The following is a 22854-nucleotide window of genomic DNA, read 5'->3' on the forward strand; positions in this document are numbered from 1 at the left end:
CATCCCAAAACCATTGCACACTGCCGGGCGGCATGCATTGGCTGCGGCCCGTTTGTCTGACGGAGGGCAGCGACTTGGCAGATGATGACAAGGACAGCAAAACAGAAGCCCCGACCGCGAAAAAGCGAAGCGATGCGGCGGAGAAAGGCAATGTGCCGTTTTCGCGCGAGCTGTCGATCTTCGCAACCATCCTCGCGACCTTCATCTATCTGGTGTTCTTCCTTCCCGACAGCGTCGGCCGCATGAACGAGACGCTGCGCGACATCTTCGAGCAGCCGGACCAGTGGAAGATCGAGACGGGGCCGGATATTCTGGCGCTTTTCGTCCGGCTCGGCTGGGCGAGTGCTGCGCTGCTCGCCCCCGCCTTCATCCTGTTCATGGTGTTCGGCATCGCCTCCTCCATCTTCCAGAACCTGCCGACGCCGGTGCTCGAGCGCATCCGGCCGCAGGCCTCGCGCATCTCCTTGATCAAAGGCTGGTCAAGGCTCTTCAGCCTGCCCGGCCTCGTCGAATTCGGAAAGTCGCTGTTCAAGGTCGTCATCGTCGGTGTCATCCTATTTTTCGTGCTGAGAAGCGAATATTTCGGCTCGATCGACGCGATGTTTTCCGACCCGCAGACGATCCTCGTGCGGATGATGACGGCGATGCGCAAGATCATCATCGTCGTGCTGATTGCCACGGCGATCGTCGCGATCGCCGATCTTTTCTGGACACGCCATCACTGGTTCACCGAACTGAAGATGACGCGGCACGAAGTGAAGGAAGAAAACAAGCAGGCCCAGGGCGACCCCTTCGTCAAGAGCCGGCAGCGCTCGCTGATGCGCGACCGCGCGCGCCGGCGCATGATCGCCAACGTGGACCGCGCCACACTGGTCATTGCCAACCCGACGCACTATGCGGTGGCGCTGCGTTATGCACGCGAAGAAAACGACGCCCCGGTGGTGCTGGCCAAGGGCCAGGACCTCATCGCGCTGAAGATCAGGGAGATCGCCGAGAAGAACGGCATCCCCGTGTTCGAGGATCCGCCGCTCGCCCGCTCCATGTTTGCGCAAGTCTCGGTCGATAGTGTCATACCGTCAGTCTTCTATAAGGCCGTTGCGGAGCTGATCCACCGGATCTACGCCGCAGACGCCAAGAACAAACGGGTAAGATAAGCCGAATGAAAAAATGCCCTCACTCTGCCCAACGTGAAAAGATCCTCGCAAACGCCATCAGCCCAGTTGCCACGGAACTGCGCCTTCTGGACGCTTCTGACCTCATTTCACTGCTGCGCTTCGAGTACTACGGCAATCTTTCCGATCTCGTCGCTTCGGCGGCGGAGCTTTTCTTTCATCCGGGCACGGTGAATTTCGGCCTTGGCGGAAACTATACGCTTGAGTGGGGCGGCAAGCCCGAGGTCGTTCTCGATCTGGAGATCAAGCCGCGCGGCGTCACGGTCTACGCCCAGCTCACCCTCGCCGAAGACCATGCCGGCATCGAGATCAACCACATCGCGTTTCAGGACCCCTCGGCCGATCCCGATGAGAATACCCGCTTCCTCGAAAAGAGCCTGCGGGAATCGCGCTACAACGTGAATCAGCCACCGCAAGCTTTAGCGAGCTGACGCCTTCAATCCGGTTCAGCTGATATAGCCGAGCCGGATCGCCTTGGCGATCGCCTGGATGCGGTTGACGGAATCGAGCTTGATGGTCGCCGAGCCGAGATAGGCGTTCACGGTGTGCACGGAAAGGCCGAGCTTGTCGGCGATCTCTTCACTGATGCGACCGTCGCCGGCAAGCTGCAGACAGGCGATCTCGCGTTCGCTGAGGGCTTCGGCGGCACCCGTGCGGCGTTCGTCGAGCGAGAGCAGATCCATCATGATATGGCAGCAGCGGCCGTGCAGCTCGACGATCGTATCGCTCGAGGGGTCGATTTCATCGCCGGTGAAAAGGATGAAGCCGTTGCCGACGGCGCCGAGCCGCACCGGAAAAGCGATGCCGGAAAAAGGCAGGATGCCATCCTTCAGCCGCGTCATGAACGGCGAAAAGTCCGCCGGGCCGGGTGCCGCACGATCGTGAGCGCCGGCCCATGAGAGCGGCAGCAGCGATTTATCGATATGATCGAGGAGAATATCGCCGTAGGCATCCGTGAAAGCCTTGCCGAAACCGGCGTTCGAAGAGCCCCAGTTCTCAAGCTCGCAGACCAGGCGCTGCTTTGCCGGCAGGCCCGAACCGCTGACGCGATAGATCGCAAAGCCCTGGGCTTCGGCGAGCTTCTGCATCGCGATCAGCCGCGGGAAAAGATCGGACCGGCTGGAAATCCTGTTCACACGCACCATGCGCAGCTGCTCCGCGCCGCTCATCGTCCTGCCTGATGGATGGGCCATGGATCCCCCTATACGAGATTATTCCGGACAGCGAAGGCAATGGCCTCGGACCGGGTCTTGGTCGCCGTCTTGCGCATCACGCTGGTGATGTAGTTGTTGATGGTATTGCGGGAGATTCCGAGGATCATCGCGATCTCGTCGCTGGTCTTGCCCTCGGCGATCCAGAACAGGCATTCCAGCTCGCGGTCCGTCAGTTCGAAATCGCGATCGACCCGTGCACCGCCGCAGCGAAGGAAGCTCGCGACATAACCTGCCAGCAGGCCCACGTCCCGCAAGCGCTCCGGCGAAAGAATGAAGCCTTCGCCGAACAGGAACATCAGAGCCAGCCGCGACCGGCCGACATTGAAGGTCAGCGAACAATATTGGCGGCTGGCGCCCTCCGGCACATCGGCGCTATCGGGCAGAAGAGCGAAGTTCGGCTGGAAGACCTGCATGCATTTTTCCAGCTCGGTCGAACGGGCATAGCCGCTGATCAGATCGTCGACGACATCCTTGACCAGATCGAACGGCCAGTCGGATGCAACGATGAAATCGAGGCCGCTTTCCTGAATGAGATCGCAGCGCGCCAGGAGATAGTGCGAAGCACCGACATACTCCGTCAGAGCGCGCAGACCGGACTGCAACCTTCCGGTGTCGGCGACACCGTGCAGGCGCCGGATCAGCTCGTCACGCGGCAAGAGTGCCGGCGCCATCACGCTCGCGAAATTCGCCATTTGCCTCTCGCCTTTGCTCGCCTGAAATACGGTCATATCCATTGGCAATTTCCTGCGGCTGAGGAACGATCAAACTCGGTGCGACAGCAATTTTTGTGTAAAGGATTCAATTCAAGCCCCGCGCGAATCCCATTTCGAATCACTTAAGGGTAAGTCAGCCGATGTAAATCACCATCTCCGACTTCTGGGGATTTACTTTCGCTGTCGCCCATGCACTGATTCGAGCACCAATTGCGCCCCTCAGAATATAGGGAAGGCTAAGATGATTCTGGCTGTACCGCAACTTGATTCGCGTTTTACGCGAGTGATCCTCAACAATTTTATCTAACTTCTCCCGGCGGGCGTTCAAGAGACTTGGACCTATTCCGATCTGAATGGAACCGGCCTCGTACCCACATAAAAAAAGGCCGGTTGCCCGGCCCTTTTTTTATGCTGCGTCGTCGATCGCCCATTTCCTGAGGATTTTCGCGGCGCGTTCCTCGTTGATCTCGACCATGCGGGACAGTTTGCGTTCCGGACCTTCCTTGACGCGGCGGTTGAAGTTGCCGTCGTCGTCGCCGAGGCTGAGCAGATCTTCCGTGCTGTCGAAGCCGAAGTCGGATCCGAAGCCATCCATGAGAGCCCCTCCGGACGCTCCGGCCGCCGGCGCGAAGTCCGGCAGCTCGAGGCCGGCCGCTTCCGGCGTGGCGTCGCCGAGCATTGCACCCGAGCCGCTGCCGTTGACGCTGCGCACCAGGGGCCGCAGGCCCATCCAGACCACCACGAAGGCGACGGCGACGAAGGCAAGCGAGTTGATGATGCCGGCAAGGTTGCGGCTCAGCATGTCCATGACGCGGACGCCGCCGGTCGCCTCTTCGAGCAGCTGATTTTCGAGGAAATCCATGGCCGTGACGGTGACGACGTCGCCGCGCTTGGCATCGATACCGGCCGCCGAAGCGACGATCTTCTGCATTTCGGCGAGATAGGCGTCGATCTTGGCCTGGTCGGCGGGTTCACCGACCATCTTGGCGATGCGGCCCTTGTTGACCACCACGGCGATCGAAAGCTTCTCGACCTTGTAGCTGTTGCGGGTCGTCGCCGTCGTCTTGCTGTTGATTTCGTAGTTGGTCTGCTCTTCGCGCTTGTCGGACTTGTCCTGCGATTCCGGTCCGCCGGCGCCCCCGGCCTCGGGAGCGGCCTGGGGAATGTTCTGTTCGACGGTGGTGGCGTTATCGGACTGCCTCTGCTGCGACTGCTGGGCTTCCTTCGTCGAGCGGACCGAGCGTTCGACCTTGGATTCGGGATCGTAGACCGTTTCCTGGATCTGCTGGGCGTCCGTATTGAGATCGGCGGTGACGCTGGAGCGGAAGTTGTCCATGCCGAGGAAGGGCGCCAGCGCCTTGTCGATGTTGGATTCGACTTCCTGCTGGACGTTCTGGACGATGTTGAGCGAGCGGTTCAGCGAGCTGTTGCTCGTCTCGTCGCCGGAGGCGAGCAACTGGCCGGCGGAATCGAGGATCGTCACGTCATCGACGTCAAGCCCCGGCACGGCCGAGGCGACGAGGTGGCGGATCGAGGTGGCGGCGCTGCGCCCCGCGGCGGCGCTCGCGCGAATCATGACGGAAGCGGTCGGTTTCTGCTCCGCCTTCCGGAAGTTGCCGACTTCAGGCATGACGATGTGGACACGCGCGGCTGTTATGCCCGAGATCGACTGGATCGTGCGTGCGATTTCGCCCTCCAGCGCGCGAACCCGCGTCACTTCCTGCATGAAGGAGGTCAGGCCGAGCGAGCCGACATTGTCGAAAAGTTCGTAACCGGCATTGGCGCTGTTCGGCAGGCCGCGTTCGGCAAGCAGCAGGCGGGCCTTGCCCGTCATCCCCGCGGGAACGGTGATGCTGGAACCGTCCGTGCCGACCTGGAAATCGATGTTGGCTTCGGCGAGCGCCATACTGATCTGATTGAGATCCGGCGAATCCAGACCGACATAGAGCGTTTCCTGTGCCGGTTTGTTGACGAAAAGGGCAGCCGCAAGGACGATTGCGATGGAAACGGCGCCGACGCCTCCGAGAATCATCAGGCGTGTACGGCCTAGGGCGCCAAAGTTCTTAAAAATCTGAACTAATTGATTTAACAGATTCATTCTGTTCTCGCACGATCCGTCAAAGACAAAGCAGGCTTATTGCCTCATCTGACGAATAATCGGCGAAACTTGCGCGAGCGTTTCGTAAAGGGCGCGCGGAGCGAAATGGACCGGCGGGCTGTGAGCCTTCCTAGAAGAAATCGAAGTCGCCGGCGGCCTTGCTCAGCGGCTGGGAATGGCCGTGGCGCATGGCGCCACCCAGCGCCTTCTGCATCTCCGCCAGCTTGACGAGGCTGAGCGCGGTCGCGACGTCGACTGTCCAGCCCTGCGGGATTTCGCCGGTGATGGTGTCGATGAATTCGGCAAGGCCGCGCGATTTCTGCACGGCGAGATCGATACCCTGCATGACCTTCATCGAATCCGGCGAATTCAGGATTTCGGCGCCGCCGAGATCGAGAAGCTGCGGCTCGATGCGCTCGATGAGGTAGGCGACATCGTGCAGTTCGGAAACGATGCGCATCAGGATGTCGCTCAGCGCTTCGACTGGCGCGGGAGGTTCGATCACCGGGTTAAAGGTCATATGAAAATCCTCGCCATCAAAAAAATTCGATACTGGTTTCGGCGGGCTTCTGCGGAGCGGCGGGACGCTGCTCGAGAGCGACGGTTCTCTGGGTTTCGGCGCCGGTCAGGGGGTATTGCCGGGCACGGCCGGAGACCGGCCAATATTCAAGCTTGCGTCCATGTTCTCCGCCGGTCGAGGAACCGACCACCGGAATGCCTTCATCCCTCAGGAACTGCATGGCGAAGGCCGCGTTCTGCTCACCGACATTGGAAAATGTCGAGATCGTCTTCGCGCCGCCGAAGATCTTCGCCTCCAGCCGGTCGCGCCTGGCGCCCTGCTTCAGGAGACCGTTGATCAGCAGTTCCATCAGATGCACGCCGTAGCGCGTGGCATCGCCGCCTGATGTCGGCGAGGTCGCCGAACCGGGCAGCAGGAAGTGGTTCATGCCGCCGACGCCGGCGACAGGATCTCGGAGGCACGCAGCCACGCACGAGCCGAGAATGGTCGAGAGCACCGCATTCGGGTCGCTCAGAACCTTGTACTCGCCCTGAATGATGTGCACGCGGCGGGCTGCCCCCTCATTGATCATTTCAAGGCTCCAAACACGGCTTCAATGGCCGCTTTCATCTTTTCGATCGTGAACGGCTTCGCGAGCACGTTGTTGGCGCCGAGCTGGGCCGCCTTCTGCACCAGCGCGCGGTCGCCCTGGGCGGTGAGGATGATGAACGCCGCCTTTTTGGTGTTCGGGTTGGTGCGCACGGCCTGGAGGAAGCCGATGCCATCCATCTTCGGCATGTTGAAGTCCGAGATCACCAGGTGGTGCGGTTGCTCGGCCATGATCTTCATGCCCTGCTCCCCGTCGCCTGCGGACGTGATCTGCTTGAACCCGAGCTGGGTCAGCGCATCGCTGAGCAGCAACCGGCTCGTTACCTGATCATCGACGATCAGAACTTTGATTTTCTCCGCGATCGACATTATTCGGTCCCTTCCTTTCGGGCGGCTGTCATTTTCAATATTTCCTCACCGATGGCAGACAGCGGCAGCTGCTGCTCAACGGCGCCAAGTTCATGAGCAACCCTTGGCATTCCGTAAACGACACAGGTTTTTTCGTTCTGGCCAAGCGTTCTGGCGCCGGCGTGGCGCATTTTCAACAATCCGGCCGCGCCATCGCGGCCCATTCCGGTAAGGATCACGCCGACGGCATTGCGTCCCGCCAGTTCCGCGACCGAATCGAAGAGCACGTCGACCGATGGGCGATGGCCGTTGACCGGCGGCCGGTCGACGAGGCGGCAGCACGGCGCGGAGGCGCCGGTGACCTGAAGGTGACGTTCGCCGCCGGGCGCCAGGTAGATCTTGCCGATCTCAAGACGGGCGCCATCGGTCGCTTCCTGCACCACCGGCGCGCAGAGGCGGTTCAGTCGCTCGGCAAAGCTCTTGGTGAAGGTCGGCGGCATGTGCTGGGTGATGACGGTCGGCGGGCAATTGGCCGGAAACTTCTGCAGCACCGCAATCAGCGCCTCGACGCCGCCGGTGGACGAGCCGATCGCGACGATCTTGCGGCCGACGCGGAAATCGGCGACGGCAGGCGGCGGCGTGACGGCGGCAGCCGCAGGCTGGGAGAACTGGCGCTGCGTGCGCGCGGCCGCCTTGACCTTTTCGGCAAGGTCTCCGAAGGGCCGCGGTTCGCCGGGCGCCGGCTTGCCGACGCAGTCGAAGGCGCCAATTTCCAATGCCGCAAGCGTCGCCTCGGCGCCGCGATGCGTCATTGTGGATACCATGATGACGGGCATCGGTCGCAGCGTCATGATCTTTTCGAGGAAATCGAGGCCGTTCATGTTCGGCATCTCGATATCGAGTGTCACGACGTCGGGGTTCAGCCGCTTGATCGCCTCGCGCGCTTCCAGTGCGTCGCCGGCCTGGCCGATGACGTTGACTTCGGGGTCCGAACTCAGGACGGCCGTGATCAGACCGCGCATCGTCGGCGAGTCGTCAACAACGAGAACTCGTGCCGGGGCGCTCATGCCTTCCTCCCGAGACCCTTGGTCGTGTAGCGATAGGTCGTGATGCCGATATTGTCGAAGACGTGTTTCGCTTCGCCCGAGACACGCTCGGAATGGCCGATATAGAGGTGGCCGCCTTCCGGCAGCAGGCCGGCGAAACGCTGCCAGATCTTCATCTGCGTCGGCTCGTCGAAATAGATGACGACGTTGCGGCAGAAGATGACGTCGAACTTGCCCTTGAACGGCCACTGCGCCATCAGGTTCAGCTCGTTGTAGGTGATCAGCCGCTTCACGCGGTCGTCGACCTGGAATTTCCTGCGGCCCTGCACCTCGACTTCGCTGAACCACTGCTTGCGCATGGCGGGCGACACGGTTTCGAGCGCTGCCTCGTCATAGGCGCCGGCGCGGGCGATCGCGAGGATCTTGGGGTCAATGTCGGTCGCCAGGATCTTGAAGTCGTAGTCGGCGACATTCGGCATCAGCGACAGCACCGTCAGCGCGATCGAATAAGGCTCCTGCCCGTCGGAAGAAGCGGCCGACCAGATGCGCACCCTGCCGCCGGATCGCGCCCGCTGCAGAAGCTCCGGCAGGACATGGTCGCGCAGATGCTCGAAATGATGGTTTTCGCGGAAGAAGCGCGTGAAATTGGTGGTGAGATGCGACAGCATCTCGCGCCGCGCCGCAGCGCCGGCCGGCGAGGCGACGAGCGCGCAATATTCCCGGAAGCCGGACAGGCCGAGATTGCGGATATGTTTCGACAGGCGCGAATAGACGAGCGAAGCCTTCGTCTCGTTGAGGAAGATCCCGGCATCCGAATAGATCATCGCGGCGATTTCCGTGAGGTCGCGGCGCGTCAGCGGATATTCTCCGCTCGCCAGGACCTCGTCGGCTCCCTGCCTCTGATCTTTTGCGCCCATTGCATTCATGCGGCTTCGCTTTCGGTTTCGGAAAAGAGGGCTTCGAGTTCGATCAGGCAGATCATGCGCTTATCGATGGCGAGGACGCCGCGGGCGAACTGGCGCTCGAGGTCGGATGAAATCTCCGGCGTCGGCTGGATGACCTCGTCGGTCACCGTCAGGATGTCGGAGACGGCGTCGACCAGAAGGCCGACGACCTTACGCCGGACCTGAGCGACGATGATGACGTGGCGGGCGGTCGGATCGGCCGGCTTCATGCCGAGCCGGGCCGAAAGGTCGATGATCGGCAGCACGGCGCCGCGCAGGTTGATGACGCCGAGCATATAGGCCGGCGAGTGCGGCATCGCGGTCGCCGGGGTCCAGCCCCGGATTTCGCGAACCGACATGATGTTCACGCAAAATTCCTGATCGCCGATACGGAACGCGATCAGTTCGCGGTCCCCTTCGCTCAGACTTTTTACGGTGTACGACATTGCCTTACCCTACCGCTGCTAACGACATTTCCGCCTTGAGCGACTGGCCGCGCGAAGCGCCGACAACCGCGTCGACATCGAGGATGAGGGCCACGCGGCCATCACCGAGGATGGTGGCGGCGGCGATGCCCGGCACGTGGGTGTAGTTCGCTTCCAGGCTCTTGATGACCACCTGGCGCTGGCCCTGGATGGCATCGACCATCAGGGCGCGCTGGCCGCCGCCTTCGGATTCCACCAGAAGCGCCACGCCTTCGACCGGATTGGCCTGGGTCGCGCGGAAGTTCAGGATGCGGCCGACATCGACCAGCGGGCAGAAGGAGTTGCGGATCGAGATCAACCGGTGGTTCGCACCGAAGGAGTGGATCGCGGCGGCTTCCGGCTGCAGGGTTTCGACGATCGCGGTCAGCGGCACGACCAGCGTCTGGCCGGCGACGGTGACGACCATGCCGTCGAGGACGGCGAGGGTCAGCGGCAGGCTCATGGTGAAGACCGAACCGTGGCCCGGCTTCGACGTGATGTTGATGCGGCCGCCGAGCGCCTGGATCGAGCGCTTGACGACGTCCATGCCGACGCCGCGACCGGAGATGTCGGAGATCTTGTCGGCGGTGGAGAAGCCCGGCAGGAAGATCAGATTGTCGATTTCCTCGTCCGACAGGTTGGCATCGGCCGGGATGAGATCGTTGTCGATCGCCTTCTGACGGACCTTCTCGCGGTTGATGCCGGCGCCGTCGTCGGCAAGCTCGATCAGGATGCGGCCGGAGCGGTGCTTGGCGGTGAGGCGGACCGTGCCTTCGGTGTTCTTGCCGGCGGCGGCGCGCTTTTCCGGCGTTTCGATGCCGTGGTCGACGGCATTGCGGATCATGTGGGTCAGCGGCTCGGCCAGCTTGTCGATAACAGTCTTGTCGACTTCGGTGTTCTCACCTTCGGTGATCAGGCGGATCGACTTGCCGGTCATGTCGGCGATTTCGCGGACGATACGCGACATGCGCTGGAAGACCGGCTTCACCGGCTGCGCGCGGATCGCCATGACCGAGTCCTGGATCTCGCGGGTGAGCTGCTGCAGCTCTTCGAGACCCATGTTGATCGAGGAGGTGCCGGTCGTGTCGTTCTCGATGACGCTCTGCGACAGCATCGCCTGGTTGATGACCAATTCGCCGACGAGGTTGATGAGGCGGTCGACGCGGTCGAGATCGACGCGGATCGTCTGGCCGGCACCGGCCGCATTGTTCTGCGCGGCGGCATTTGCGGCAGCGGCTGCGGCTGCTGCCGATTCCTTCTTTTCGACGCGGGCGGCGGCTGCGGCCATCTGCGTGACGTTGGATGCGGTTTCCGCAGCGGCAACGGCCGCGGCCGTCTCGTCGGCCCGCGCGCGGGCGGAAGTCTCTTCCGTTGCGCTCGTTTCGTCGAGGATCGACAGGTCGAAGGGAACCGGCACCATCGGCAGTTCCTCGTTGGTGCTTGCATCGCCCGCCGCTTCGTCGACCGCCTTGATCGTCAGGTCGCAATCCCACTCGGCGAATTCGAAGACGGTGCGGATGGCATCCTCGCCCTTGTCCGTCTTGATCGTGACGTTCCAGAAGAAATAGGCGCCTTCCGGATCGAGCTCCTCGAGGCCCGGCAGTTCGTCCGCGTTGCAATAGATGGTCATCTCGCCGAGGCGAGAGAGGTCGCGCAGCAGCAGCGTGGCGTCGTTGCCCTTGGAGTAGAGCTCGAAGCGCGGCTTGAAGGTGACTTCATAAGCCGGCAAGCCGGAATCCGCCTCATCGCCGCCAAAATCGTCGAAGGAGAAGGGGATCGGCTGGAAGCCGCTATCGTCGGTCGGCTTCGGAGCGGGTGCAGCAGCAGCCGGCGCGGGTTTTGCGGTGGCCTTCGGCGCAGGGGCTTCAGCGGCGGCCGAAGGAGACGGCAATTCGCCGTTGGCCAGCGCTTCCAGCTCCTTGACGAGGCCGCGGCTGCGGCTTTCATCGACGCTGCCGCCGTCGCGTGCAGCATTCGTCAGGTCGGCGAGCACGTCAGCCGACTTCAGCATCACCTTCAGGACGTCCTGGGTCGGCTCAAGCTTGTTGGAACGAACGCAATCGAGAGTGGTCTCAAAGACATGGGCGAAGGCGACGAGATCATCAAGGCCGAAGGCGCCGGCGCCACCCTTGATCGAATGCACGGCACGGAACACCGCATTGACGGTTTCCGGATCGCGATCGCCATCATTCATTTTCAGAAGACCGGATTCCAGTTCGGCGAGCTGCTCCTCGCACTCCTGGAAGAAGATCTCTTTGATTTCGTTCATATCCATAGGAGAAAATCCTGGGTTTAAGCCGTTACACGCTCAATGGCATCGATCAGCTTGGCCGGGTCGAAAGGCTTGACGATCCAGCCCGTGGCACCGGCCTGGCGGGCGCGGTTCTTCTTCTCCGCGTCGCTTTCGGTGGTCAGGACCAGGATCGGGATCGCCCGGTATTTCTCGTTGCGGCGCACACCTTCAATGAAGCCGAAACCGTCGAGACGGGGCATATTGATGTCGGTGACGATGACGTCGGGATTGGACTCTTCGAGAACCTCAAGGCCCTCGACGCCGTCTTCCGCCTGGATCGTCTCGAAACCGGCATTGTTCAGCGTCACGAGAAGCATGTTTCGGATGGTGCGGGAGTCATCCACGGTAAGCACTTTTTTCTTCATTGCCGAATCTCCTTGGCGAGCAGGTGGTCAATATTGACGCCAACCAGCTGCATGGTTTTCTGAAATGCATCGGACACCTTGGAAAAGGCGAACGGCTGCTTGTCCTGCTCCCAGGTCTTCTCGGCGGACATCAGAACCTGAGCGCAGAGAGCACCGATCCGCTCGACGCCCGATGCGTCGATCGAAAGGCCGCTGCCCCTGAGCGAGAGGAGTTTATCGCGCAAGGCGGAAGCCTCGTTGAGGTCGAGCACCGCTGTCAAATTCAGCGTCTTGCCACTCTTCTTTGCTACCATCAGCTTTTCCTTGTCCCCTTGTCCCCGGCCCGAGAAGATGAGCTGAGGCGATAATCCGATAGGTTAGTAAACATTCCGCCCACCTCCGACGCTTGCGAAGGGCTGCGGAAGGCCAAAATCATCATTTTCGTATTCGTCTTCGACCGGTGCCGGACGGGCGGCCGCCTCGATGGCGCGGGGCGGCATCACGCGGGCCGGCGCCGGGCGCTCGGCAAGAGCGTTTTCGCGGGCGATGCGGAACTCGCGAATCGTCTGGCCGAGTTCGAGAATGACGGTATGGAGATGGTCGGCGCCATCCGCCGAGCGCTCGGCAAAGCCCGCGCTATCGGCCACCTCGGCGCCCAGGCCCTTGACGTCGACGGTGACGCTGTCGAGGCTTGCGGCATGTTCGCCGGTCTTGGTGGCGATGCCTGATATCGCAGCATTGATGTCGGTGACCTGGCGGACGATGCTGCCGATCGAATCCTGCGTGCGGCCGACCATCTGCACGCCGGCATCGACCTGCGCCTTGGTGGTGGTCACCAGCGTCTTGATCTCACGCGCAGCTTCGGCCGAGCGCTGGGCAAGCGCCCGGACTTCCTGGGCGACGACGGCAAAACCGCGGCCGGAATCGCCGGCGCGAGCGGCTTCGATGCCGGCATTGAGCGCCAGGAGATTGGTCTGGAAAGCGATCTCGTCGATCGCGCCGATGATCTGGCCGATCTTTTCGGCCGATTGTTCGATATCGGCCATGGCGGCGATCGCGCGGCCGACGACCTCGCCGCTTTCCTCGGCGGCGGCGCGGGTCGAGGCGGCAGCCTGTTCGGCGGCACGGCTGTCGGCGGCGCCGTCGCGGACACTGCCGGCGATGCCGGCAAGAGCGGCGGCGGAAAGCTGAAGGCGATCGGCCTGGCCGGAAGCGTTACCGGCAAACTGTCTGGACAGGCCGGCAAGCGAGCCTGTCGCCGCCTCGGCCTTATCAGTGCGTTCGGTGATGGCGGTGAACTCGGCCTGCAGGCCATCCAAGGCATTGTTCAGAGCGGTGGCGATCGCGGCATTGGCGCCATCGACGGGCGCGCGCCGCGTCAGGTCGCGTGCGGACAGGCCTTCGATGACATCGCCGAAGATCCGGGCGATCTCGGCCTCGCTGTCGGCGCGCTGATCGGCGAGCGCACGGCTCTGGGCGGCTCGCAACGCGTTGAAACGGAGCGAGACGGCAATTTCCACATCGACCATGACGATGCGGATGATCGCCGTCATCAGGTCGGAGATTTCACGCGTGCGGCGCTTGGCCGACGGCAGCAAGGGGCGGCCGGCGATCTCTTCGGCAAGGCCGGAAACGACATGTTCGAGCATGACGCCGTGACCGGCCACGTGCCAGCGCGGATCGAGCCCCATCTTGCTTTCGGTATCGGAGAGAACCTTGACGCGCTCGGCATAGAGGCTGTCGAACCGCGCATCCGTCAGCACGTCCCAATGCGAGGACTGGAGATCATGCAGGCGATCGACCTGTCTTTCGCTCTCGAAATTGCGGGCGGCGTCGGGAAATGACTGGAACCGGTGGAAGAGATCGCGCAGACCCGCCTTCAAATGCGCCTCGAGGGCGGGCCGGTTGCGGCGCACGAGTTCACATTGATCGGCATCGAGACCGGCAAAGCGCAGGCGGTCGCGCAAGCTGCCTGCCTGCGCGCCACGAGCCTGATCTGATGGCATGTCCTGCCTCAACGCCTGTCCCCAACCCACTTTCCAGGCGAATGCCTGGCCAAAAACCTTTGCAGCATCCGATGAACGCAGAGCGTGGAGACGGTCTTCATCGCCGGTTGGCACCGGCCGACAAAAGCCCTCTGATCAGCTATGTTTCGAAGCTGTCTGAAGAGATGGATACCGGATCGACCCGGTACGGCGGTACGGCGTCATGCCTGGTGGGAACGAGTGCATCTTCCCATTCCGACGTGTAACCCAATGTTTATGGTTAATTCCTTGCTTGAAGGTTAATAAGCCTTTCCCAGTGCTGGCTTTTGAAGCAATTCAGGGCAGCTCATAAGAAATACTGCCGCGCAGTTGCACGGCTGCTACAAGGCACACGCAAGCTCCGTGTTATATGCCGGTCAATAACCAAGACATGACGTCGACAAGGACAGAGCAATGATTGTTCTCGGATTGGGTTCCTGCTTGATTGCAATAGCGGTGCTTGCAGCCGTCGCCCGTCTCGATTTTATCGCGGCAAACCGCGACATCCGCCCGCTTCGGGTGTTCTAAGAACCCTTTCCCGTTGGCAGTCCGGCGCCTTTGGTGTAATCGCACTCGCGCCTTTCATGTCAGCGGAACACTTAAGTTCATGTCCCCCAGATCTGGTCTCCTCATCGTCCTTGGCTTCACGCTCTGGCGCGTCGTCTCGCTCCATTTCGATGCGACGGACCTTTTCGTCGATGAGGCGCAGTACTGGTTCTGGTCGCAGAATCTCGATCTCGGCTATTATTCCAAGCCGCCGATGATCGCCTGGGTGATCCGGGCGATGACCGAGCTTTCCGGCTCCAACGCCATTTATTGGATCAGGCTCTCCGGACCGCTGATCCACATGGCGGCGGCTCTGGTGCTGATGAAGGTGGCCAAACGTTTCGTCGGCCCGGAGATCGAAGGCTGGACGGGCGCCGCCTACATTACCCTTCCCGGCGTGGCGCTTTCCTCGGTGTTCTTCTCGACCGACGTGATCCTACTCTTCTTCATCGCGATCGCCCTGCTTGCCTATTTCAGCCTGACGCAGCGGCGCTCGGTCGGACTTGCGCTGGTCATGGGCCTCGGGGTCGGCCTCGCCTTCCTGACGAAATATGCCGTGCTCTTCGTCGTTCCCGGCGGCGCGCTTGCCCTCCTTCTCATTCCGGCTGCGCGGATCGCCATTCGCGATTTCATCATCGCGGTCGTAGTGTCGGCGGCCGTCGCCTTGCCGAACCTCTGGTGGAACCTGCAGCACGACAATACGACGGTGCGCCATACGCAGGATATCGCCCATTGGAGCGAACTCGGGATCAACCTGCGGCGTGGGCTCGAATTCTTCGCCGCCCAGTTCGGCGTCGTCGGGCCGATCATATTTTTCGCCATGCTCTGGGCGGTCTACCGCATGATCAAGGGCAGGAGCGACGACCGGGAGAAGATGCTGGTCTGGCTGTCGATGCCGGTGGTGGTGCTGATCACCCTGCAGGCGACGGTCGCAAAGGCCTATGCCAACTGGGCCGTGACCGCCTATGTCGCCGGGACGATCCTTGCCGTCTGGCTTCTCTATCGCCTGTGGCCGAAGGGGCTGCGGCTGTCGCTCACCATCAACGGCATCGCAAGCCTGCTCTTTCCCCTGGCGACGATCTTTCCGCAGCAGCTGCTGCTGCCGAACGGCGACGAGCTGATGAAGCGCTATCTCGGCCGCGCCGAGGTCAGCCGCGAGGCAGCGGCACTTGCGGGCCCGGCCGGCACCGATATCATCGTCACCAACAACCGCGACATGGTCGCCGATCTTTTCTATACGCTGCGCGACGCATCCTACAGGATCTATGCGCGGGCGCCGGCAGGCCTTCCGGAGAGCTATTACGAGCAGGAATTCGCCCTGCCCGCCGATATGACTGGCACCGTGCTCTTCCTGACGGACGCCCCCCTCACCTGCGCCACCGAGACGCCCGAGGTGCTGAAGAACTGGCAGCCGGCCGCAGGCTACTACAAGGGCAAGTCGCTCTATATCTACAAGGTCTCGGCCGCCTGCCTGGCGCCCTGAGCCGGCGTCAGCCTGGCCGATTGGGCAGGCAGAGGCCGGTGCCCGCGCCTTCAATCTCGATGAATTTGACCCCGCCTTCCTCAAAGGCGAGGCGCAGCTGCGCCTCCGTGGCACGATGGATATCGTGGTGGCGCCCCTCGTAATCGCGGATGGTGCTGCGCGAGACGGCGGCCTTCTCGGCGAGATCGGTCTGGGTCCAGTCGAGGAGACCGCGTGCAGCCCGGCAGAGAGCGGGGCTCAGAATTGTTTCTCTGGCGCCTTGACCCATGATTTCAAGTTACCCATATTGGTCGATATAGACCATATATGTCATATTACGAACGGGATTTCCAGATCGGGAGACAGCAATGCCACACGATACGCCCTTGATCTCGACAATCGTCGGCGGCCTCGTGCTGGCTTTCGTCTTTGGCGCCATCGCCCATCGGCTGCGCATGCCGCCGCTCGTCGGCTACCTGATCGCCGGCGTGCTGGTCGGGCCGCATACGCCCGGCTACGTGGCGGATCAGAGCCTTGCACCCGAGCTTGCCGAAATCGGCGTCATCCTGCTGATGTTCGGTGTCGGGCTGCATTTCTCGCTCAAAGACCTGCTGTCGGTGCGCGGCATCGCCGTGCCCGGCGCCATCGCGCAGATCGCCTTCGCCACGCTGCTCGGCTGGGCGCTTGGTGCCTTCCTGGGATGGCCGACCGGCGGCAGCCTGGTTTTCGGCCTGGCTCTTTCGGTCGCCTCTACCGTCGTGCTGCTGAAGGCGCTGCAGGAGCGGCGGCTCGTCGAGACGGAGCGCGGCAGGATCGCCGTCGGCTGGCTCATCGTCGAGGATCTCGCCATGGTGCTGGCACTGGTGCTGATACCGGCAGCCGCCAGCATCGGCGGTGACGGCCACGGCCCTGTCGAGCCGCTTTCGGCGGGATTAAGCCGCCTGTTCGGCTTCGATCTCGGCATCGGTGCCATGATCGCGATGACGCTGGTGAAGGTAGCGCTGTTCGTGGCGCTGATGCTGGTCTTCGGGCGCAAGCTCATTCCCTGGACGATGCACCGCATCGCCCATACCGGCTCGCGCGAGCTCTTCCGCCTCGGCGTGCTCGCCATTGCGCTCGGCGTCGCCTTCGGCGCAGCGAAGCTCTTCGGCGTGTCTCTGGCGCTCGGCGCCTTCTTCGCCGGCATGGTGCTTGCCGAAAGCGAGCTCAGCCATCGCGCCGCCCAGGAAAGCCTGCCGCTGCGCGACGCCTTTGCCGTGCTCTTCTTCGTCTCGGTCGGCATGCTGTTCGATCCGAACATCCTGATCGACAGGCCGCTGCTGATCCTCGCCACGATCTTCATCATCGTCATCGGCAAATCACTCGCCGCCTTCCTGATCGTGCTCGCCTTCAAGAAGCCGCTCGGAACGGCGCTGACGATCTCGGCGAGCCTCGGCCAGATCGGCGAATTCTCTTTCATCCTCGCCGCTCTTGGAGTCGAACTCGGGCTGCTGCCGGAGGAGGGCCGCGACCTCATCCTCGCCGGAGCGATCATCTCGATCGTTCTCAATCCGCTGCTGTTCTTCCTCTGCGACCGCATGCGGCCTCTTCTCGAAGGCGCAAAGCGCGAGGAGCCCGCAGCCGATCCCGCTGCCGCCGCCGCGGAGGCAGGTGCCGCTCAGGAACAGGCGCCCGAAGACGACGAAGTGCATCCGACTGCCCTCAGCGGCCACGCGATCCTCATCGGCTACGGCCGGGTCGGCAGGATCGTCGGGCAGAACCTCAAATCGTCAGGCACGCCCTTCCTCGTCATCGAGGATTCCGACAAGCGCATCGGCGAATTGAAAGCGCAGGGCATCGAAGCCTTCATGGGCAATGCCGTAGCGCGGGAAACACTCGATCTCGCCAATCTCTCGACGGCGCGCAGCCTCGCCATCGCCATTCCGAACGCCTTCGAGGCCTGCCGCATCGCCGAGCAGGCGCGCAGCGTCAATCCTTCGATCCTCATCGTCGCCCGCGCCCATTCCGACGCCGAGGTCGACGAACTGAAGCAATACGGCGCCGACACCGTCATCATGGGCGAACGCGAAATCGCTCTGGGCATGGTTGACCGGCTCGCTCAAGTGCATCATGAGAGTGTTCCCTATGAAGACAGGCACGAGCCTGATACAATCATACCGACGGGCACTGCTCCGCTGGAAAAAGAATAAGAGATTGGCGCGCTTTTGAGCCGATACGGGAGTGACATCGCTGGAACGGAGGAGATGGAGCTGGACCAGCACCGTCTGACGATCCGTATCGCCGCTTCCCTTGCCGTCGCCATCCTTGCCTATCTCGGCCTGCTCTTCGGCGGCAATCTGGTTCTCTCGCCTGCCGCCGCGGTCAATACGCTTTCCTCTTCCGGCCGCGATCCGCAGCCGCCGCAGCTGACCGTGCGCGAGGCTCTGCGCGGGGTGCTCGCCGCCGAGCGCAAGCTTGCGCCGAAGCAGACCACTCACGACACCGGATCGTCCCTGCTTGCCGCCGTCCCACCTTTGGATCCCGACGGCTGGGCCGCCGCCGCGCCTCTTGCGGCATTTAAAGCCCCGCTTCGTGCCGCGGTCTCCACGACCTATCAGCCGCGCGCACCGCCGGCAGCGGCCTGAGGCCAGCGCCGAGCGGCGCTTCCGACCATTGACGACATACCGCCAGCGCCGGAGCGCCGGCCCCCGATTATCTAAGGAATACAACATGCGTACCTCACCATGGCTGGTGTTCACCTATTCGGTGATCATCATACTGGGCCTCTTGATCGCCCTGCCGAACGTCCTGCCGCAATCCACCCTCCAGCGCATCCCGGCGTGGCTGCCGCATGACCAGGTGTCGCTCGGCCTCGACCTTCGCGGCGGTTCCCACCTCGTGCTTGAAGTCGATGAGGCGGACCTCACCAAGGAGCGGCTGCAATCGCTGCTCCAGGACGCGCGCCGCGTGCTGCGCGAAAAGGGCATCCAACCGAAGGCCGTCGTGCGCAGCCAGAACCAGATCGTCGTGACGCTTGCCGATGCCTCGCAGAGCGATGCGGCCGTCACCGAACTCAAGACGCTCGCCAACCCGATCAGCACCGGTCTCAGCGCCGGCCAGGCCGATCTCAATGTCACGGCGAATGGAGCGACCGTCACCGTCGGCTTCTCGCCGGCCGGCATCTCCGCCAATGTCGACAACGCCGTCCAGCAGAGCCTCGAAGTCATCCGCCAGCGCGTCGACCAGGTCGGCGTTTCCGAGCCGACCATCCAGCGCATCGGCGGCAACCGCGTACTCGTCCAGCTGCCGGGCGCGCAGGATCCGTCGCGCCTTCGCGAACTCCTGGGCTCCACGGCGAAGATGTCGTTCCACATGCTCGCGCCGAACAACCAGCCCGGTCCCGGCGTGACGATGATGAAGGACGACGAAGGAAACTCCTATCCTGTCCTCGACCGCGTCGAAATATCGGGCGACCGGCTTTCGGATGCCCGCGTCAGCTTCGATCCCAACACCCGCGAGCCGGTCGTCAGCTTCCGCTTCGACAGCGCCGGCGCCACCCGCTTTGCCGATATCACCCGCCAGAACGTCGGCAATCCCTTCGCCATCGTTCTCGACGACAAGGTGCTGAGCGCACCTGTCATCCGCGAGCCGATCACCGGCGGTTCCGGCCAGATCTCCGGCAACTTCTCGGCCGACAGCGCAACGACGCTTGCCGCCATGCTGCGCGCCGGCGCCCTGCCCGCCAAGCTGACCGTCATCGAGGAACGCACCGTCGGCGCCGACCTCGGTGCCGACGCCATCAAGATGGGCGTCTATTCCGGCATCGTCGGCTTCGCCCTCGTCGCTGCCTTCATCTTCGTGCTCTACGGAACCTGGGGCATCCTGGCGAACGTGGCGCTGCTGATCCACACCATCCTGACCTTCTCGGCCCTGACGCTGGTCGGCGCGACGCTGACGCTGCCGGGCATTGCCGGTGTCGTTCTCGGCATCGGCCTCGCGGTCGATGCGAACGTCCTCATCAACGAGCGTATTCGTGAAGAGACCCGCAAGGGCAAGGGCGCCTTTGCCGCCATCGATACGGGCTTCAATCGTGCCTATTCGACCATTATCGACGGCAATATGACGGCGCTGATCGCTGCGGCCATCCTGTTCTATTTCGGATCCGGGCCGGTTCGCGGCTTTGCGGTGACCATGGCGCTCGGCCTGATCATCTCAATGTTCACCTCGGTTGCCTTCGTGCGCGTTGCCATGATCGAGATCACCCGCCGCCGCAAGTTCAAGGTGCTGAACATCCGGCCGTTGATCCCCTTCAGCCCTTACGACAAGCACATCCAGTTCATGAAGGCGCGCTTCTTCGGCGTCACCGTTTCGGCGCTGCTGTCGATCGCCTCCGTCGTGCTGTTCATCCATCCCGGCCTGAACTATGGCGTCGATTTCCGCGGCGGCATCCAGATGTCCGTCAAGACCCAGGGCGCGGCCGATCTCGCGAAGTTCCGCGAGGGTCTCGATAGCCTCGGCCTCGGCGAAATCACGCTGCAGTCCTTCGGCGACAACAACAGCATTCTCGTTCGCGCCCAGCGGCAGGAAGGCGGTGAAGAGGCGCAGACGGCAGCAGTGACCAAGCTGAAGGCCGAAGTCGCCAGGATCGATGCGACCGCCACCGTCGAAGGCACCGACGTCATCGGCCCGAAGGTCAGCGGCGAGCTTGCCTCGGCCGGCATCCTGTCGGTGGTGATCGCAAGCTTCGCGATGCTGATCTACATTTGGGTGCGGTTCGAATGGCCGTTCGCCGTCGGCGCCATCGTTACGCTGGTGCTCGACGTCACCAAGGCGATCGGCTTCTTTGCGATCACCGGGCTCGACTTCAACCTGACGGCCATCGCCGCCATCCTGACGCTCGTCGGCTATTCCGTGAACGACAAGGTCGTCGTCTACGACCGCATGCGCGAAAACATGCGGCTCTACAAGTCGATGCCGTTGCGCGAGATCATCGACAAGTCGATCAACGAGACGCTCGCACGAAGCCTCTACACCAATGCGACGGCCTTCCTCGCCTTGGTGCCGATGGCGATCTGGGGCGGCAGCGCGGTCTCGAGCTTCGCGATCCCGATGGTCTTCGGCATTCTCGTTGCCGGCGCCTCGTCGATCTTCATCGCAGCCCCGATCCTGCTCTTCCTGGGCGATTGGCGCCGCCGCCATGCCAAGGCACCGGCAAGCGACGAGAACGTCGACATCATCCCGCCCGAACAGGGCCGCCCGCGCAAGTCCGCGACGTAACTTCGGTTGTTAACGCATCCTTGAAGAGGGCGCCGGTTGCAGAGCCGGCGCCCTCTTTCTATTGTCGGCACTGCATCGTGCGTTCCCACGCGGGGCGCTCCAAAAATGATCGGGGAAACCGCCATATGTCATCCAACCCGACGAGACCGCCGGAAACCAGCGCTGCCGACAATGAGGAGCGAATCAAACGCTTCCTCGCAACCGCCTCGCACGACCTGCAATCGCCGCTTCGCCATATCGCCATGTATGCCGAAGTGCTGCTCGACGACCTCGAGGAGACGCTCGAGGATGAGCATCGTCAGAGCCTCAGGATGATCATGGAAAAGGCGCAGACCGCTCAGCGCCTGACCAAGGCCCTGATGAGTCTCGCCGGCGGCACGCCTCAAGTGACGCCTGAAGAGGTCGATCTGCAGGCGCTTGTTGAAAATGTCTGGGGCGAGTTGATCGACGAGACGGCGGTCCGAAATGCCGCGCTTGCAAGCGAAGGCCTTCCTTCCATCCGCACCGACCGAGCCCTGCTCGGCCTGGCGCTGAGGCATCTCATTTCCAATGCGCTCATCTATCGCGGCGACTCGCCGCCGCATGTCACGATCAAAGCAGACCGCGACGGCCCGCTGTGGTTCATTCGCATTTCCGACAATGGCCTGGGTATCGACCCCGCACATCGGGAGCGGATCTTCGAGCCGTTCTGGAAACTGCCGAAGGCAGGAACGGTTCCCGGCGCCGGTCTCGGGCTGCCGACGGCGCGGGAGTTTCTGAAGGCACTCGGCGGCGATGTCAGCCTCGAACATTCGGATGACAGGGGCAGCCGCTTCACCATCCAACTGCCCATTGCCTGAAGGCGCGAAAACCGGTTCACCGAAGACTATCCGAGGCTTCCAGCTGGTGATCGCCGCGCAGAAGGTTCAGCCAGGCCTGCGACACTTTCTCCCCGGCTGTGCCCCCGAAATGGCAATCATCGTAGCGATCATCTCCATCGAGCAGCACGTCAGAATTTACGCCTTCTCGGATACCGTGGCCGCCTTTTGACAGGGCCAATTGCGCCTGGACTATCGCGTTGTCTGGAATATGCTCCTTAAAGCCGCCATTGCTCGGCTCGAGGCATTTCGATGCGATCGAAATGTAAACGGGTGCTTCGACGCCGTGCTGACGCAGCGTGCCAACCATCGACATAAAACGTTCCTGATAGGCCTCCGCAGTGGTGCCCATAACGAGGTCCGCCTCTCCTTGCACCCAGAGGACGCCCGTTATCCGATAACCGGAATCCTGAAGCTTCTTCGTTGTATCGACCAAAACAGGATTGAAGTCACCGCCTGCCGCCCATCGTGCGACCTCAGATCCGGAATATGCGAGAGGTGCGAGGACGACGTTGTCATTTTGTCCTGATGCGATCAATTTATTCCCAAGAAGCGTCCAGTACTCTCCCCTGGTATTGGTCGATCCCAGAAGGGGCGACGCGGCGATGAAGCACCGTTTGTCAAAGGCGTTCACGACCCGAGCGCCATAGTTGGACCGGTGCCGTTGTCCACCGTAGTTGGCTGCGTTCGATTGGCCAAGAATGAGCAAGACGGCAGTTCGATCGGTTTGAGTCGGGCAGGTCACAAGCGTTTTTGTTTCATCGCCGATCAGTCGTTCCTTGTCGTCGAAAGTATACCGGCTTGGAGCCGCCGCCTTCTCTGCGCCGACCATTTTCCGCAGCGCGGAAAGTTGTGGCCAAGGAAAGATCTCATGTCTCGCGCTCATGCCCCCGAGAAAGAACACGGCGATCAACGCGGCCAGGCCGACTGCTATTGTTTTGCGCATGTCGTTACCTCTCAAACAT

At 62.4% G+C, this 22854-nt stretch carries 22 protein-coding genes; 7 read left to right on the forward strand and 15 right to left on the reverse strand.

What is annotated here, in order from left to right; all coding sequences use genetic code 11:
* The first annotated feature begins 74 nt into the window (after positions 1-74).
* Together flhB and ATY77_RS22210 are read left to right on the forward strand one after the other, a co-directional pair.
* Complete coding sequence (gene flhB, locus ATY77_RS22205) at positions 75-1154, forward strand: flagellar biosynthesis protein FlhB (protein WP_088676834.1); 1080 nt, start codon at positions 75-77, stop codon at positions 1152-1154.
* Positions 1155-1159: 5 nt separating this feature from the next.
* On the forward strand, positions 1160-1603 hold the full coding sequence (locus ATY77_RS22210) for a hypothetical protein (protein ID WP_088676833.1): 444 nt from the start codon (positions 1160-1162) through the stop codon (positions 1601-1603).
* 15 nt (positions 1604-1618) lie between these two features.
* On the opposite strand, the gene ATY77_RS22215 is transcribed toward ATY77_RS22210, so the two are convergent.
* The 13 genes from ATY77_RS22215 to ATY77_RS22275 all read right to left on the reverse strand — a co-directional run bounded on the left by ATY77_RS22215 (position 1619) and on the right by ATY77_RS22275 (position 13750).
* The gene (locus ATY77_RS22215; protein WP_088688863.1) at positions 1619-2365 is read right to left on the reverse strand and encodes a LuxR C-terminal-related transcriptional regulator; all 747 of its coding nucleotides are present in this window, start codon (positions 2363-2365) and stop codon (positions 1619-1621) included.
* 8 nt (positions 2366-2373) lie between these two features.
* Positions 2374-3120 carry a helix-turn-helix transcriptional regulator gene (locus ATY77_RS22220; protein ID WP_088676831.1) on the reverse strand — a complete coding sequence of 249 codons (747 nt, stop codon included), beginning with the start codon at positions 3118-3120 and terminating at the stop codon, positions 2374-2376.
* A 385-nt stretch (positions 3121-3505) separates the two neighbouring features.
* Complete coding sequence (gene fliF / locus ATY77_RS22225) at positions 3506-5197, reverse strand: flagellar basal-body MS-ring/collar protein FliF (RefSeq protein WP_088688864.1); 1692 nt, start codon at positions 5195-5197, stop codon at positions 3506-3508.
* A 130-nt stretch (positions 5198-5327) separates the two neighbouring features.
* On the reverse strand, positions 5328-5717 hold the full coding sequence (locus ATY77_RS22230) for a hypothetical protein (RefSeq protein WP_088676829.1): 390 nt from the start codon (positions 5715-5717) through the stop codon (positions 5328-5330).
* A gap of 16 nt (positions 5718-5733) precedes the next feature.
* Positions 5734-6288: a chemoreceptor glutamine deamidase CheD gene (gene cheD / locus ATY77_RS22235; protein ID WP_088676828.1), complete on the reverse strand. Its 555-nt coding sequence runs from the start codon at positions 6286-6288 to the stop codon at positions 5734-5736.
* The gene (locus tag ATY77_RS22240; RefSeq protein WP_003556488.1) at positions 6285-6674 is read right to left on the reverse strand and encodes a response regulator; all 390 of its coding nucleotides are present in this window, start codon (positions 6672-6674) and stop codon (positions 6285-6287) included. Before ATY77_RS22240 ends, cheD begins: the two co-directional genes overlap by 4 nt.
* Positions 6674-7720, reverse strand: coding sequence for a protein-glutamate O-methylesterase CheB (gene cheB, locus ATY77_RS22245; protein WP_088688865.1), 1047 nt, complete (start codon positions 7718-7720; stop codon positions 6674-6676). The genes ATY77_RS22240 and cheB overlap by 1 nt, the downstream gene beginning before the upstream one ends.
* Positions 7717-8625 (reverse strand): protein-glutamate O-methyltransferase CheR, encoded by a 909-nt coding sequence (gene cheR / locus ATY77_RS22250; protein ID WP_088688866.1) that lies wholly within the window; start codon positions 8623-8625, stop codon positions 7717-7719. Before cheR ends, cheB begins: the two co-directional genes overlap by 4 nt.
* Positions 8622-9089 (reverse strand): chemotaxis protein CheW, encoded by a 468-nt coding sequence (locus ATY77_RS22255; protein WP_088676825.1) that lies wholly within the window; start codon positions 9087-9089, stop codon positions 8622-8624. The genes cheR and ATY77_RS22255 overlap by 4 nt, the downstream gene beginning before the upstream one ends.
* Before the next feature lie 4 nt (positions 9090-9093).
* Positions 9094-11382, reverse strand: coding sequence for a chemotaxis protein CheA (locus ATY77_RS22260; protein ID WP_088688867.1), 2289 nt, complete (start codon positions 11380-11382; stop codon positions 9094-9096).
* Positions 11383-11399: 17 nt separating this feature from the next.
* A complete protein-coding gene (gene cheY1 / locus ATY77_RS22265) occupies positions 11400-11765 on the reverse strand; it encodes a chemotaxis response regulator CheY1 (protein WP_003570362.1) in 366 nt (121 codons plus the stop codon).
* A complete protein-coding gene (locus ATY77_RS22270; RefSeq protein ID WP_088688868.1) occupies positions 11762-12058 on the reverse strand; it encodes an STAS domain-containing protein in 297 nt (98 codons plus the stop codon). Before ATY77_RS22270 ends, cheY1 begins: the two co-directional genes overlap by 4 nt.
* 63 nt (positions 12059-12121) lie before the next feature.
* Positions 12122-13750, reverse strand: coding sequence for a globin-coupled sensor protein (locus ATY77_RS22275; protein WP_088688869.1), 1629 nt, complete (start codon positions 13748-13750; stop codon positions 12122-12124).
* 625 nt (positions 13751-14375) lie between these two features.
* Between ATY77_RS22275 and ATY77_RS22280 the strand changes: the two genes are divergently transcribed.
* The gene (locus tag ATY77_RS22280) at positions 14376-15797 is read left to right on the forward strand and encodes a glycosyltransferase family 39 protein (protein ID WP_088688870.1); all 1422 of its coding nucleotides are present in this window, start codon (positions 14376-14378) and stop codon (positions 15795-15797) included.
* A 7-nt stretch (positions 15798-15804) separates the two neighbouring features.
* On the opposite strand, the gene ATY77_RS22285 is transcribed toward ATY77_RS22280, so the two are convergent.
* Complete coding sequence (locus tag ATY77_RS22285; protein WP_088676820.1) at positions 15805-16065, reverse strand: helix-turn-helix domain-containing protein; 261 nt, start codon at positions 16063-16065, stop codon at positions 15805-15807.
* Between the two features lie 79 nt (positions 16066-16144).
* On the opposite strand from ATY77_RS22285, the gene ybaL reads away from it, so the two are divergent.
* From ybaL to ATY77_RS22305, 4 genes are all read left to right on the forward strand, one after another.
* Positions 16145-17965 carry a YbaL family putative K(+) efflux transporter gene (gene ybaL, locus ATY77_RS22290; RefSeq protein WP_088688871.1) on the forward strand — a complete coding sequence of 607 codons (1821 nt, stop codon included), beginning with the start codon at positions 16145-16147 and terminating at the stop codon, positions 17963-17965.
* Positions 17966-18019: 54 nt separating this feature from the next.
* Positions 18020-18400, forward strand: a complete 381-nt coding sequence (locus ATY77_RS22295) for a hypothetical protein (RefSeq protein WP_088688872.1) — start codon at positions 18020-18022, stop codon at positions 18398-18400.
* Positions 18401-18485: 85 nt separating this feature from the next.
* On the forward strand, positions 18486-21032 hold the full coding sequence (secD, locus tag ATY77_RS22300; RefSeq protein ID WP_088688873.1) for a protein translocase subunit SecD: 2547 nt from the start codon (positions 18486-18488) through the stop codon (positions 21030-21032).
* Between the two features lie 125 nt (positions 21033-21157).
* The gene (locus ATY77_RS22305) at positions 21158-21871 is read left to right on the forward strand and encodes a HAMP domain-containing sensor histidine kinase (protein ID WP_088688874.1); all 714 of its coding nucleotides are present in this window, start codon (positions 21158-21160) and stop codon (positions 21869-21871) included.
* 16 nt (positions 21872-21887) lie between these two features.
* Here ATY77_RS22305 and ATY77_RS22310 read toward each other — a convergent pair whose 3' ends face one another.
* A complete protein-coding gene (locus ATY77_RS22310; RefSeq protein ID WP_088688875.1) occupies positions 21888-22835 on the reverse strand; it encodes a sialate O-acetylesterase in 948 nt (315 codons plus the stop codon).
* Between the last annotated feature and the right edge of the window lie 19 nt (positions 22836-22854).

Source organism: Rhizobium sp. R634 (genome assembly GCF_002211305.1).
Lineage (GTDB): Bacteria > Pseudomonadota > Alphaproteobacteria > Rhizobiales > Rhizobiaceae > Rhizobium.